This window comes from Eubacterium sp. LMAG:50, assembly GCF_008680265.1.
Classification (GTDB): Bacteria; Bacillota; Clostridia; order Lachnospirales; family Lachnospiraceae; genus Eubacterium_U; species Eubacterium_U album.
The window spans coordinates 481,574-495,511 of record NZ_NALP01000006.1 but is presented as its reverse complement, the minus strand read 5'-3'; the positions used below and the strand labels follow the sequence as shown (position 1 = coordinate 495,511).

Below are 13,938 nucleotides of genomic sequence, written 5' to 3'. Positions count from 1 at the left end.
CAGACATATATCACAAGGATAAATTTAGGGAGAACTAAGGAGAAAGTAATATGGACAATCTGTCAGTATATGAACTTATGTGGCTGTTTTTAAGTTATTCATTTTTAGGATGGATTCTAGAAACAGTATTTGCAACAATAAAGGAAAGAAAAGTAGTTAACAGAGGTCTTATAAATGGACCATTTTGTATTATATATGGTATCAGTGCAGTTTTAATATCAACAACATTACACGAACTTACAGGAATTTGGTTGATTTTATTTGCAGCTATATATGCATCTGTTGTTGAATGGTTTGGCGGACATTTAGTTGAAAAAATATACCACGAAAAATGGTGGGATTATTCAGATATTAAATGGAATTTTGAAGGATATGTATGCGTTCCAATGGCAGCAGTATGGGGCGTGCTAGGATACATAGTTGTTAAGTTTGGAGATAGTCTGTTACTTGATTTGTACAAATTATTTCCGGAACTTTTAATGCATATAATTTTATGGATTATAACAGGATGCCTTATTGCAGATATAGTATTTTCTTCAATTATTATTAAATTTGAAGGTAAAGGCGTAGATAAAATAATTGAAGCAAATAATAAATTTACGGAAATTAGTTTAAAACTTGAAAAATGGATTGCCAAAAGAATAAATCTGCGTATAGATAAAGCTTATCCAAAATCTTCTAAAGTAGAGAAAAAGGAAAAGGATAAGAGTGTATTTGCAAGGGGATGTGATTTTTATAAAATTGCATTACTGTTTTTTATCGGCTCATTTCTTGGAGATGTAACAGAAACGATATTCTGCAGAGCAACGGCAGGAGTATGGATGAGAAGAAGCAGTGTAATATGGGGACAGTTCAGTATAGTGTGGGGCTTGGCAATTGCAATCGTAACGGCTATGCTCTATAAATATAGAGAAAAAAGTGATAGTTTCTTATTTGTAATGGGAACCTGTTTAGGGGGAGCATACGAATATTTATGTAGTGTATTTACCGAAATTGTATTTGGAAAGATATTTTGGGATTACAGCAAAATACCATTTAACTTAGGAGGAAGAATAAATCTTTTATATTGCTTCTTCTGGGGAATGGCAGCAGTTGTATGGTTTAAAATATGTTACCCTAAATTATCAGCAATAATTGAAAAAATTCCTGTAAAGCCGGGAAAAATATGTACATGGGTATTGATTATATTTATGAGTGTTGATGTCGTTGCGACATGCATGGTGCTTCATAGATATGACCAGAGAGAAAATGGAATAGTGGCAACAAAGCAGTGGCAGATATGGGTTGATGATAATTACAATGATGCCAGAATGGAAAAAATATATCCAAATGCAAAAAATGCCAAATAAAAATTAAAATAATGTTGTTAAAACAACAGAAATGTTATTCGAATTATAATACTATCTGCATGTGATAATTTTACATCAGAAAGGAATTTTAATAGATGGATAATAAAATGTTTTGTTTTCAATGTGAGCAGACAGCCGGTTGTACAGGCTGTACAGGAGCAATGGGAGTGTGTGGTAAGTCAGCGGATACATCTAAATTGCAGGATGAACTCACAGGAGCGTTAATCGGTCTGGCAAAAAGTACAAGTCACAATCCTAAAAGAAAAGAAACAGATAAAATTATAATAGAGGGATTATTTACAACGATAACAAATGTTAATTTTAATGATGATACATTAAAGGAAATGATACAAAAAGTTCATTTAGAAAAAAATGCAATTGCACCAAATTGCAATGCGTGTGCGATGCCTTGTGGAAGTACAGAAGATTATGATATGAATTTGTTGTGGAATGAGGATGAGGATATCCGCTCATTAAAATCACTTATCTTGTTTGGAATAAGAGGAATGGCAGCTTATGCGTACCATGCAATGGTTTTAGGATATGAGGATGAGGATGTAAACGGATTCTTTTATAAAGCGTTATCTGTTATTACTTATGATATGGAAATTGGACAACTTTTGCCAGTAGCGCTTGAAGTGGGAGAAAAGAATTTAAAATGCATGGAATTACTTGATAGGGCAAATACAGAAAGTTATGGAAATCCTACTCCGGTAAAAGTTCCATTGACTATAGAAAAAGGACCATTTATCGTAATTTCAGGACATGATTTAAAAGATTTAGAATTGTTATTACAGCAGACAGATGGAAAAGGAATAAATATATATACTCATGGAGAAATGCTTCCTGCACACGGTTATCCGGAGTTAAAGAAATATCCTCATTTGAAGGGGAATTTTGGAACTGCATGGCAGAATCAGCAAAAGGAATTTGATGATATCAAAGGACCTGTATTATTTACAACTAATTGTCTAATGCCGGTTAAGCAAAGTTATGCAGACAGAGTATTTACAACGGAAGTTGTTTCGTATCCTGAAATGGTTCATATCGGAGAAGACAAGGACTTTACTCCTGTAATAAATAAGGCACTTGAACTTGGCGGTTATGAAGAAGATAAAGTTATGACGGGAATAAACGGTGGAAGATATGTTATGACAGGATTTGGACATGGAACTATTCTTGGAGTTGCAGATAAGGTTATTGAAGGAGTTAAGAACAAAGAAATAAGTCATTTCTTCTTAGTTGGAGGATGTGATGGAGCAAGAGTCGGAAGAAATTATTATACGGAGTTTGTTAAACAGTCACCAAAAGATTCTATTATTTTGACGCTTGCATGTGGTAAATACAGATTTAATGATTTGGATTTGGGAGATATTAACGGACTAGCAAGAATTATGGATATGGGTCAGTGCAATGACGCATATGGAGCAATAAAAGTTGCAATTGCGTTAGCACAGGCATTTGAATGTGAAGTTAATGATTTACCATTATCAATGATTTTATCATGGTATGAACAAAAAGCTGTATGTATTTTATTAACATTATTACATCTTGGAATTAAAAACATATATTTAGGACCGACACTTCCTGCTTTTATATCACCTAATATATTGAATTATTTAGTGGAAAATTATAACATTTCACCTATTAGTACACCGGATAAAGATTTAGAAAAAATTATGTCAAATAAGTAAAATAAAACAGTTCGACCATACAATAGCAGGGATTATTACAGTTTATGCTATATGGCCGGACTGTTATTATTTTTAGATAAATTAATATATAGACTCTTCATTTATTAATGTTTTTCTGCTAGAATAGGAAAATGAGATTAAAACAAAAGATTTATTAGCCGAAGAGGATGCTTATGTAATTATTGAATAGAAATAAGAATTTAATTCGGAATTATTCTAAAGTCAATTAGAAAAGGTAGAGGTTAAGTAAATGAAAATTGGATTTGATAATGACAAGTATTTAAAAATGCAGTCAGAGCATATCAGAGAGAGAATTGAAAAATTTGGAAACAAGTTATATTTAGAATTTGGTGGAAAATTATTTGATGATTATCATGCATCAAGAGTTCTTCCGGGATTTCAGCCTGATTCAAAATTACAGATGTTATTACAGTTAAAAGACCAGGCAGAAGTTGTTATAGTAATTAGTGCGGAAGACATTGAAGAAAATAAGGTAAGAGGCGATTATGGAATAACATATGATTTAGATGTATTAAGACTTATTGACGAATTTCAGTCAGTTGGCCTTTTTGTAGGAAGTGTATGCCTTACAAAATTTGCAGGACAGCCATCAGCAGAATTATTCCAACAGAGATTAAAAGAACTTGGAATTAAGTCATACAGACATTATAAGATTCCGGGATATCCAAGCGATGTAAATCATATTGTAAGTGATGAAGGATATGGAAAGAATGATTATATAGAAACAGAGAGACCTTTAGTAGTTATTACTGCACCGGGTCCCGGAAGTGGAAAGATGGCAACATGTCTTTCACAGTTATATCATGAGCATAAAAAAGGAATTGAAGCAGGATACGCTAAATTTGAAACATTTCCTATATGGAATATTCCACTTAAGCACCCTGTTAACCTTGCATATGAAGCAGCAACAGCAGATCTTAATGATGTAAACATGATTGATCCATTTCATTTAGAAGCGTATGGAAAGACTACAGTTAACTATAATAGAGATATAGAAATATTCCCTGTTGTTAATGCAATGTTTGAACTTATTGCAGGTGAAAGTCCATATAAATCACCTACAGATATGGGTGTTAATATGGCTGGTAACTGTATTGTGGATGATGAAGTATGTTGTGAAGCATCACAGCAGGAAATTTTACGAAGATATTATAAATGTTTATGCGATAAAAAACGTAATGGTGAAACAAAAGATGATATATATAAATTAGAACTTTTGATGCAGCAGGCAGGAGTTACTATTGATGACAGAAAAGTAGCAAAAGTAGCTAAAGAAATTGAAGAAAAAACAGGTAGTCCTGCAGTAGCTATTGAGCTTGAAGATGGAACAATGATTACAGGAAAAACAAGTGATTTGCTTGGTTCATCTGCAGCAGCCTTATTAAATGCAGTTAAGAAATTAGGTAAAATTGAAGATGATGTTAAATTGGTATCACCACAGGCAATTGAACCGATTCAGACATTAAAGACACAGTATTTAGGAAGTCAGAATCCACGACTTCATACAGACGAAATTTTAATTGCTTTATCATCAACAGCAGCAAATAGTGAAGTTGCAAAAGTAGCGATGAAGCAGTTACATAAGTTAAAAGGATGTCAGGCACATTCTACAGTATTGCTTACATCAGTAGATGAACAGACATTTAAGAGATTAGGAATACAGCTTACATGTGAACCTAAATACGAAGAAGATGGAAGAAAATATCATAAACACTAATTTGCAAAATAATAAATATAAACATTAAAATAACCGGTTATTAATTTTTCTTAGATTGATAACCGGTTAAAATAAGCAGGGAAAGTTGAGGTAAATATGATACAGGACATAGAACCAAAACTAAACAATCAATATAAAAATATTAAGCCTAAAGATAATGATTATGTATTAAGTTACAGTGGGAGAAGGGTATTGTTATCTAAAAAGGCAGAAACACTAGAATATTTAACATATGAGAAGTATAAACAGATAAATCAGGGGGATGATACCTTGGTTTATTTTTTTAGTATAGGAAATGATTCATATTTCTATGAAAAAAGCGAAATAGAAGCTGATGGATTTGAGTATGTACCAATGTTTAAGACAAGAACAATGAAACCAATGACTAAAGTAATGGCAGCAGCAACAGGATGGCATTTAAATATGTGGTATAAGTCTAATAAATTTTGTGGGGCATGTGGTTGTAATATGGAACATGATGAAAAAATAAGAATGCTAAAATGTCCTAAATGTGGAAATCAGGTATTCCCAAAAATCGCTCCGGCAGTTATAGTAGGAGTGACGGACAATGATAAAATATTATTAACAAAATATGCAGACAGAGAGTATAAAAGATATGCACTAATTGCAGGTTTTACAGAGATAGGAGAGACTATCGAAGAAACAGTTGCAAGGGAAGTATTTGAAGAAACAGGAGTGCATATTAAAGATATAACATATTACAAAAGCCAACCATGGGGATATGATGGTAATGTCCTTATGGGATTTTTTGCAAAACTAGATGGCAATATGAAAATTACAATGGATGAAGATGAATTGTCCGTAGCAGAATGGGTTAATTATAAAGATGTTCCGGATGATGAAGAAAAGATAAGCCTAACAAGAGAAATGATGACATGTTTTCGCAAGGAGAGAGAAAATGAAAGCAAAAGACGAAAAAACAAATGTAATGAGAGTATTAGACAGTAAGAAGATTAAATATCAGCATTATTATTATGGTGATACAGATGCAATAAGTGGGACTGATGTTGCAAAAGCATTAGGACAAAATCCGGAGTGCGTATTTAAAACATTAGTCACAGAAGGAAAGACAAAAAATCACTATGTATTTATTGTACCTGTAGAAAAAGAACTTGATTTAAAAAAGGCAGCAAAAGCTGTAGGAGAAAAATCAATACAAATGATAAAATCAAAGGAACTTTTACCACTTACAGGATACATTCATGGTGGCTGCTCACCGATTGGAATGAAAAAATTATTTAAAACAACAATTGATTCGAGTGTAGAAAAAGTAGAAAAATTTTGCGTAAGTGGTGGAAAAATCGGCTATCAGGTAGAAATTACACTTGAAGATTTAAGAAAGGTAATTCCTGTTCAGACCGCTGAAATTACTGTATAAATATAAAATGTATTATGTGGAGCGTGTAAGGGTTAAAAGAAAGTGCATTTGGCAGCGTAGGTTCAATAGCACATCATTATAGCAGATAGTATGGCTTGATGCGAATGCTTAAAGAGTTTAAAGGAGAAAAGATATGGGATACGAATTAATTGGATTAGATATGGATGGAACATTGCTAAATTCAGAAAAGAAGATTAATTCAGGTGTTATTTTAGCAATAAAAGAAGCAATAGAAAATGGAAAACATATTTCGTTATCATCCGGACGGGCATTAGCTGAAATAGAAGAATATAGAGAACAATTAAAGGATATGGAATATGCCATCCTTGAAAGTGGAGCTTTGGTTTATAATTTGAAAAATGAAGAAATAATTTCTGCTTCAACAATAGACGAAGAAATAGTTAGTAAGATATTTGATACAGTTAAAGATAAGGATGTGTTTATTCATTTGATATCTAAAGGACGTTCTATTTCACCGAAAAGATTGATTCCGCAAATGGAAAAATACCACATGGGAATTTATATTCCGTTATATGAAAGAGTATGTACAAAAGTTGAGGATACAGTTACATTTCATAATGAAGATAAACAGGGAATAGAAAAAATTAATCTATTTCATACTTGTCCACAAGACAGGGAAGATACGAGAAAAAAATTACAGGGATTACCTATTGTGATGCTTAATGCAGAGGATACATCACTTGAAATTTCACCACTTGGAGTTACAAAGGGATATGGACTAAAAAAACTTTGCAAACACTTGAATATTGAGGTTGAGCAGTCAATTGTAGTTGGAGATGCAGATAATGATCTGGATGTATTAAAAACAGCAGGACTTGCTGTAGCCATGGGCAATGCAAATGCTAATGTAAAAAAGATAGCAGATGTAGAGGTTATGGACAATGACCATGATGGGGTTGCAGAGGCAATATACAAATATTTATTGGAAAAATAAAAAGATTGAATAATTATATGTACTTGTGATATAATTAGACGTAAGAAATCACGATACGAAACAGAAAACCGGATTCTTTACGAATCCGGTTTTGTAGCGTTTAGGAAAAATTAACACAGAATAAATTTAAAGAATAGGAGTGAATTGTGTATGCATTATGACTTGATTATTGTAGGTGCAGGACCGGCAGGAATCTTTACGGCATTAGAACTTTTAAAAAATAATAGCGATAAGAAGATTCTTTTGGTTGAGAAAGGAAAAGCAGTAGAAAAAAGACATTGCCCGAAAGCGGAAGTAGGACATTGTGTTAACTGCAAGCCAAATTGTGCAATAACTACAGGGTTCTCCGGAGCAGGAGCTTTTTCAGATGGTAAGTTAAGCTTGTCATATGAAGTAGGTGGAGATTTGCCGATGCTTATTGGAGAAGAATTTGCACAGGAATTAATTGACTATACAGATACAATCTATTTGGAATTTGGTGCAGACCCACATGTAGAAGGAATTTACGAGGGAGAAGACATCAAGGAAATAAGAAAGAATGCAATTAAGGCAGGTCTTAAGTTAGTAGACTGCCCAATCAGACATTTGGGAACGGAAAAGGCACAGCAGCTTTATTACAATATTCAGGAATGGTTGTTACAGCATGGTGTTGAAATGAAATTTGAAATAGAATGTGAAAATATCATTCTCGATGAAGAAGGCTGTAAAGGTGTTATCTTAAGAGAAGGTAATGAAAGTGTTCATTATTATGCAGATGAAGTTGTTATTGCAACAGGAAGAAGAGGAGCTGATTGGTTAGAAAAACTATGTGCAGAACATAATATTGCACATAAACCGGGAACAGTTGATATCGGTGTGCGTGTAGAATGCAGAAATGAAGTAATGGAAAAGGTTAACGAAGTACTTTATGAGTCAAAGCTTATCGGATATCCAAGACCATGGAAAAATAAGGTACGTACATTCTGCCAAAATCCGGGAGGATTTGTTGCGCAGGAAAATTATGACAATGATTTGGCTGTAGTAAATGGTCATAGCTTCAAGGAAAAGAAGAGTAATAATACAAACCTTGCAATACTTGTAAGCCATAACTTTACTGAGCCATTCAACAAGCCGATTGAATATGCACAAAAGGTTGGTGAGTTGACAAATATGTTAGGCGCAGGTCATATTATGGTACAAAGATACGGAGATATTCTCGATGGAAAGAGAACATGGCCTAAAGAATTAGCACAGAGTAATGTTAAACCTACACTTAAAGATGCAGTAGCAGGTGATATAACAGCGGCAATGCCATACAGAGCAATGACAAATATCATTGAATTTATAAAAATGCTTGATAAAGTTGTTCCGGGATTCGCTTCAACAGAAACATTGTTGTACAGCCCTGAGTTAAAATTCTATTCAAATAAAGTAAAAATGGACGAAAACCTTAATACAAACATTAAAGGTTTACATTGTCTTGGAGATTCTTCAGGATGGACAAGAGGTCTTATGATGGCATCAGTTATGGGTGTTCTTATGGGAAGAAAATTATTAGATAAATAAACGGAAGCAACAATCTGTCTGGATAGATGGGTTGTTGCTTCTTTTGCCATGAGAATCAGCCGGATTTATTAAAAATAGAATAAACACAAAATAAATGAAAAGAATATATTAGAGAAAAGATAAAATACACAATATATTTTTTATTAAATAGGATTAAGTGCCTGTATCAATAGTATGAATTTACAGTTTTAGTGAAGAAAGTAATACATTACAGTAAAAGAAAATTGCATTTAATTGTTATACATTTGGCGAAATTTGTATATTTTTTAGAAAAAATATGTATAGTATAATTCAATTTAAGATGTAGAAATCTACAGAGAATATAAGCTTTAGATGTTTATGAAAATGTTATAGCTTATGAGATTTTAAGAAAGGTGGTGTCTTAATGATTAAAGAAACAATGGCTTCCATTAAAAAAGCTGAAAAACAAGGGGAAGAAATTGTTAATAAAGCAAATGAAGATGCTGAAAAAAATATAAAAAAGGCAAATGAAGATGCTGAAAAGAGCATTGATGATGCAGTAAAAAGGCAGAAAGACAAGATAGAAGAATATTGTCAAAAAGCCAGAGAAAGAGGAGAGAAAGAAGCAAAAACAATTAGAAGTGATAATGAAAAGAATGTTAAAGAACTGTATGACAAGGCTTTAACTCTCGAAAATGAGGCTGTAAATAAGGCAGTAGAAGAAGTAATGAAATTTTAATTGTTTGTGATTTGAAATTTAAGATTATTAGATTGCATATAATGAAGGAATTGATGCTTAATCGATATAATTAAATTATCATATAACTATAAATTGTTATTTCTTTAGAAATAAAGAAGGGAGGCATGATAAAATGGCAGTATTAGAAATGCAAAAAATATGCATTTGTGCCCTGAAAAAAGAACGAAAGCCTATCATAGAATATATTCAAAGAAGTGGTGTTGTTGAAATCAAGGAAAGAAAAGTAAAAAAAGGCTTTTCCAAGATGGATACAAGTGTTGCTAAATCAAGTTTTGAAAGAAATGCAGCTTTAGCAGAAAATGCTTTGGAAGTATTAGAGCAATATGAACCGGAAAAGAAATCAATGTTTTCGTCTCTAGAAGGAAAGAGGCAGGTTGCTTCAAATGAATTTAAAAGAATTTCAGATAATAGAGATGAAATAATGGATAAAATATCAGCTATTCTTAATTTGCAAAAAGAAATCTCAGCAAAACAAAATGATATTTTGAAATTAAAAGCAAATATAGAAGCTGTAAAACCATGGTTAAACATGGATGTTCCGGGTGCGACAACAGGAACTGATAAGACGACATTTATTTACGGATCATTTCCCGGAAATATTACTCAGGAACAACTGTATCAGCAAATCCAGTCAAATGAAAAGTTCCCTAAAGCGAGCGATGTAAGAATATTTTATTCAGACAAAAATCAGACCTGTGTTGCAGGATTTTGTATGAAAAAAGATGCAGAACAGTTTGAGGAAGCATTGAGGCAGATGGATTTTTCAAGACCTTCGCTGATAATGAGAAGTATCCCTGAGGTATCTAAGGAAAAATGGACAAAGAGGATTGCTGAGTTTGAAAACAGCATAGATAATCGCATTGAGGAACTCAGGCAATTAGCAGAGGATAGAGAGGACATTCAGTTAGCGGCAGATTATTTTAACAGCAGAGCAGAAAAATACGATGTACTTGGAAGGATTCTTCAAACAAAACATGTATTTATAATTACAGGTTATATTCCAAAAAAAGAATTTGAGAAGCTTAAAGAAACACTTACTGATAAATTCACGGTTATGATTGAGGCAGAAGAGATATCGGCAAAAGAACAACCTCCGGTTTTACTTGAAAACAACGCTTTTGCAAGACCTGTAGAGGGTGTTGTTGAATCATTTGGATTACCAAAGAAAGGCGAGTTTGACCCAAGTGCAATAATGGCAGTATTTTATTACATTTTATTTGGAATGATGCTAAGCGATGCAGCTTATGGATTGATAATATTTTTAGCATGCTTTATAGCGATAAAAAAATTCCCTAGAATGGGCGATTCGTTAAATAAATCATTGCATATGTTTATGTATTGCGGAATATCAACGACAATATGGGGATTGCTATTTGGAGGATTTTTTGGTGATGCAATTACAGTTGTATCGAATGTATTTTTCCATAAAAATATAGAACTTAAAGCGTTGTGGTTTGTTCCGCTTAACGATCCGATGAGACTGTTAATGTATTCAATGGTAATAGGAATTATTCATATGTTCTTAGGACTTGGAATAAAAGGGTATATGCTTTTGAAAGACAATAAAATAGTGGATTTTATATGTGATGTATTATTGTGGTATTCACTGTTAATCGGATTAATATTGTTATTATTGCCAACTGATTTATTTGCATCTATTTCACAGATGACATTTGTATTTCCGGTATGGCTGACAATCCTGTCAAAAGTTTTAACAATAATAGGACTTGTAGGATTGCTTCTTATGTCCGGCAGAAGAAAAGGTAACAAGTGGGTTATCAGAATTGCTCTTGGAGCTTATGATATTTATAACGTAACAGGCTGGCTAAGCGATTTGCTGTCATATTCAAGACTTTTAGCATTAGGTCTGGCAACAGGAGTTATTGCATCAGTTGTAAATTCTATGGGCAGCATGATAGGCGATGGCCCGGTAGGAATAATAGTTTTCATAATAGTATTTATTGTAGGTCATACACTAAACCTTGCAATCAATCTGTTAGGAGCTTATGTTCATACAAACAGATTACAGTATGTAGAATTTTTTGGAAAATTCTATGAAGGAGGAGGCAGAGCCTTCAATCCATTCACATTAAAAACAAAATATGTTGAGTTAGATAAAGGAGAGAAATAATAATGGAATTAGGAATTTTTTATGCCATTCTTGGCGCAGCGTTAGCAACTTTATTGGCAGGAGCAGGATCAGCAATGGGTGTAGGTATTGCAGGTCAGGCAGCAGCAGGTGTAGTAACAGAAGATCCGGGTAAATTTTCAAAGGTTTTAATTTTACAGCTTCTTCCCGGTACACAGGGTATTTACGGTTTATTAGTTGCATTTATCACATTAAGTAAAATCGGTTTATTAAACGGAAATCTTGCATCAATATCAACAGGAACAGGACTTATGATTTTAGCCGCATGTCTTCCAATTGGTGTTGTTGGTTTAATCTCAGGATTACACCAGGGAAAAACAGCAGTTGCAAGTATTGGAATCGTAGCTAAGAAACCTGAACAGTTTGGTAAGTCAATGTTATTCCCTGCAATGGTTGAAACATATGCTATTTTAGCACTTCTTATATCAATTCTTTCTGTAAGTAATATTCCGGTTTAATAGAAGTATATAAGCAGAAAGGAGTTGCCCATGGGTGGATTAGAAGAAATATTAAACCAAATTAAAGCTGACGCAAATGAAGAAGCGGCAGATATTTTGGCAAAGGCACAAGACACCTGCGACTCTATAAAAGAAAACGCTCAAATTGAAATTGATAAAATAGAGACTGCAGGGACAAAAAAGGCTGAGAGTGAAGAAAAATTACTATTTAGTAAAATTAAGTCAGCAGCCGGAATGGAAGCAAAGCAGAAATATCTTGAAGCAAAACAAAAAATTATTTCAGATATAGTGAATAAGGCATATAACAAAATGGTAAATGCTTCGGATGAGGAATATTTTGGTTATTTAATAAAAATGACAGAGGAATATGCTCAGCCGGCAGAAGGAAAAATGTGCCTTAATAAAAAAGATTTAGAGAGACTTCCTAAGGATTTTCAGGAAAAGATAAGTGAAGCAGCAAACAAAAATAATGGAAAATTATCAGTAAGCAATGAACCTATAAATATTGAAAATGGAATGATTCTTGATTACGGAGATATAGTGGAAAATTGTACTTTTGATGCTGTATTTCACAATAAAAAAGATGATTTGCAGGATGAAATTAACAGATTCCTGTTTAAATAGTTGAGGAGAAAAATATATGTCAGAAACCAATTATACTTATGCGGTTGCCCGTGTTCGTGCAAAAGAGGTCTCACTATTTTCTGATTCAGTGATTGAACAGTTGATGGCTTGTAAAGATTATAAAAGCTGTATGGCATTTCTTCATGATCATGGTTGGGGAAATGGAGAACCGGCGGAAACAGAAGATGATATGCTTGCATTTGAGAGAAAGAAAACCTGGGATGACATACATGAGTTAGTAAATGAGAAAGATGCATTTACTGTAATCACAGTACCAAGAGAGTATCATAATTTAAAAGCAGCAATTAAACAGGTATGTAGTGGAGATAAAGCAGAGCATGCATATTATGATAATTGCAGATGGTCACCTGAGCAGTTGAAGGATATGGTTGAAAGAAAAGATTTTGACAGTTTGCCTGAAATGATGGCTTATGCAGCGAATGAAGCGACAGAGGCATTGCTACAAACTCAGGATGGACAGTTATGCGACATAATAATTGATACTGCGACATTAGAAGCTGTTAAAGAAGAAGGAGCAAAATCAGATTCAAAATTAATAAAACAATATGCTGAAGAAATGGTTGCAGTTGCAAATATAAGAGTTGCAGTAAGATGTGCTAAAACAAAGAAATCAAAAGATTTCATGGAAAGAGCAATTGTTGCCTGTGATTCTTTAAGCAAAGCTTCTTTAATTAAAGGCGCGGAATCAGGAATTGATGGAATATGCAGTTATTTACAATCGGCAGGATACAGCGAGGCAGCTGAACATATAAAAGAATCACCGTCAGCTTTTGAAAGATGGTGTGATAATAGAATAATCGATAAAATCAAAGAAGAAAAATATAATTCTTTTTCGGCAGGCCCAATACTTGCATATTTTCTTGCAAGAGAAAATGAAATAAAAACAGTTAGAATTATATTGACCGGAAAGTTAAATAACTTAAGTGATGATTATATTCGGGAAAGGTTAAGGAAAATGTATGTATAAGATTGCAGTGTTAGGTGATTATGACAGTATATATGGGTTTGGCGCAATCGGAATGGACACATTCCCGGTAACCGACCCGGAAGAGGGAATTAAAACCCTTAGAGTGTTGGCTAAAAGCGAATACGAAATTATTTATGTGACGGAAGGTCTGGCAGTTCAGATTAATCATGAGATAAATAAATATAAAGAAATGCTGTCACCGGCAATAATATTAATTCCCGGCGTATTTGGAAATACCGGGGAAGGAGTTGCAGGAGTTAAGGCAAGTGTAGAACAGGCTGTAGGCAGCGATATTTTGTTTTCATAAATTAAAGTGAA

The 13,938-nt window shown here is 33.4% G+C and carries 13 protein-coding genes; all 13 read left to right on the top strand.

Annotated elements, in window-relative coordinates; all coding sequences use genetic code 11:
• Positions 1-50 precede the first annotated feature (50 nt).
• The 13 genes from CCC31_RS05025 to CCC31_RS04965 all read left to right on the top strand — a co-directional run bounded on the left by CCC31_RS05025 (position 51) and on the right by CCC31_RS04965 (position 13,927).
• On the top strand, positions 51-1,349 hold the full coding sequence (locus tag CCC31_RS05025) for a putative ABC transporter permease (RefSeq protein WP_117910338.1): 1,299 nt from the start codon (positions 51-53) through the stop codon (positions 1,347-1,349).
• A 95-nt stretch (positions 1,350-1,444) separates the two neighbouring features.
• Positions 1,445-3,043 (top strand): hydroxylamine reductase, encoded by a 1,599-nt coding sequence (gene hcp, locus CCC31_RS05020; RefSeq protein WP_199522689.1) that lies wholly within the window; start codon positions 1,445-1,447, stop codon positions 3,041-3,043.
• A gap of 250 nt (positions 3,044-3,293) precedes the next feature.
• The gene (locus CCC31_RS05015) at positions 3,294-4,781 is read left to right on the top strand and encodes a DUF1846 domain-containing protein (protein ID WP_022088264.1); all 1,488 of its coding nucleotides are present in this window, start codon (positions 3,294-3,296) and stop codon (positions 4,779-4,781) included.
• 96 nt (positions 4,782-4,877) lie between these two features.
• On the top strand, positions 4,878-5,750 hold the full coding sequence (nudC, locus tag CCC31_RS05010) for an NAD(+) diphosphatase (protein ID WP_118565494.1): 873 nt from the start codon (positions 4,878-4,880) through the stop codon (positions 5,748-5,750).
• Positions 5,701-6,180 carry a Cys-tRNA(Pro) deacylase gene (ybaK, locus tag CCC31_RS05005; RefSeq protein ID WP_117910340.1) on the top strand — a complete coding sequence of 160 codons (480 nt, stop codon included), beginning with the start codon at positions 5,701-5,703 and terminating at the stop codon, positions 6,178-6,180. The genes nudC and ybaK overlap by 50 nt, the downstream gene beginning before the upstream one ends.
• Before the next feature lie 133 nt (positions 6,181-6,313).
• Positions 6,314-7,135, top strand: a complete 822-nt coding sequence (locus CCC31_RS05000; RefSeq protein WP_117910341.1) for a Cof-type HAD-IIB family hydrolase — start codon at positions 6,314-6,316, stop codon at positions 7,133-7,135.
• 150 nt (positions 7,136-7,285) lie between these two features.
• On the top strand, positions 7,286-8,680 hold the full coding sequence (locus CCC31_RS04995) for an FAD-dependent protein (protein ID WP_022088268.1): 1,395 nt from the start codon (positions 7,286-7,288) through the stop codon (positions 8,678-8,680).
• Positions 8,681-9,065: 385 nt separating this feature from the next.
• Positions 9,066-9,380, top strand: a complete 315-nt coding sequence (locus CCC31_RS04990; protein ID WP_117910342.1) for a hypothetical protein — start codon at positions 9,066-9,068, stop codon at positions 9,378-9,380.
• 133 nt (positions 9,381-9,513) lie between these two features.
• On the top strand, positions 9,514-11,532 hold the full coding sequence (locus CCC31_RS04985; protein ID WP_290850026.1) for a V-type ATP synthase subunit I: 2,019 nt from the start codon (positions 9,514-9,516) through the stop codon (positions 11,530-11,532).
• On the top strand, positions 11,532-12,008 hold the full coding sequence (locus tag CCC31_RS04980) for a V-type ATP synthase subunit K (RefSeq protein WP_336306542.1): 477 nt from the start codon (positions 11,532-11,534) through the stop codon (positions 12,006-12,008). Before CCC31_RS04985 ends, CCC31_RS04980 begins: the two co-directional genes overlap by 1 nt.
• Before the next feature lie 30 nt (positions 12,009-12,038).
• Positions 12,039-12,632, top strand: coding sequence for a V-type ATP synthase subunit E (locus CCC31_RS04975; protein ID WP_118565492.1), 594 nt, complete (start codon positions 12,039-12,041; stop codon positions 12,630-12,632).
• A 16-nt stretch (positions 12,633-12,648) separates the two neighbouring features.
• Entirely contained in the window at positions 12,649-13,620 is a 972-nt protein-coding gene (locus tag CCC31_RS04970; protein WP_290850022.1) for a V-type ATPase subunit, read from the top strand.
• Positions 13,613-13,927 carry a V-type ATP synthase subunit F gene (locus CCC31_RS04965; RefSeq protein ID WP_117910346.1) on the top strand — a complete coding sequence of 105 codons (315 nt, stop codon included), beginning with the start codon at positions 13,613-13,615 and terminating at the stop codon, positions 13,925-13,927. The genes CCC31_RS04970 and CCC31_RS04965 overlap by 8 nt, the downstream gene beginning before the upstream one ends.
• The last annotated feature ends 11 nt before the right edge of the window (positions 13,928-13,938 follow it).

Coding starts and splice junctions, on each gene's coding strand:
- CCC31_RS05025 (WP_117910338.1), top strand. CDS start 51: ATGGACAATCTGTCAGTATATGAACTTATGTGGCTGTTTTTAAGTTAT.
- ybaK (WP_117910340.1), top strand. CDS start 5,701: ATGAAAGCAAAAGACGAAAAAACAAATGTAATGAGAGTATTAGACAGT.
- hcp (WP_199522689.1), top strand. CDS start 1,445: ATGGATAATAAAATGTTTTGTTTTCAATGTGAGCAGACAGCCGGTTGT.
- CCC31_RS05000 (WP_117910341.1), top strand. CDS start 6,314: ATGGGATACGAATTAATTGGATTAGATATGGATGGAACATTGCTAAAT.
- CCC31_RS04995 (WP_022088268.1), top strand. CDS start 7,286: ATGCATTATGACTTGATTATTGTAGGTGCAGGACCGGCAGGAATCTTT.
- nudC (WP_118565494.1), top strand. CDS start 4,878: ATGATACAGGACATAGAACCAAAACTAAACAATCAATATAAAAATATT.
- CCC31_RS04970 (WP_290850022.1), top strand. CDS start 12,649: ATGTCAGAAACCAATTATACTTATGCGGTTGCCCGTGTTCGTGCAAAA.
- CCC31_RS05015 (WP_022088264.1), top strand. CDS start 3,294: ATGAAAATTGGATTTGATAATGACAAGTATTTAAAAATGCAGTCAGAG.
- CCC31_RS04965 (WP_117910346.1), top strand. CDS start 13,613: ATGTATAAGATTGCAGTGTTAGGTGATTATGACAGTATATATGGGTTT.
- CCC31_RS04990 (WP_117910342.1), top strand. CDS start 9,066: ATGATTAAAGAAACAATGGCTTCCATTAAAAAAGCTGAAAAACAAGGG.
- CCC31_RS04985 (WP_290850026.1), top strand. CDS start 9,514: ATGGCAGTATTAGAAATGCAAAAAATATGCATTTGTGCCCTGAAAAAA.
- CCC31_RS04975 (WP_118565492.1), top strand. CDS start 12,039: ATGGGTGGATTAGAAGAAATATTAAACCAAATTAAAGCTGACGCAAAT.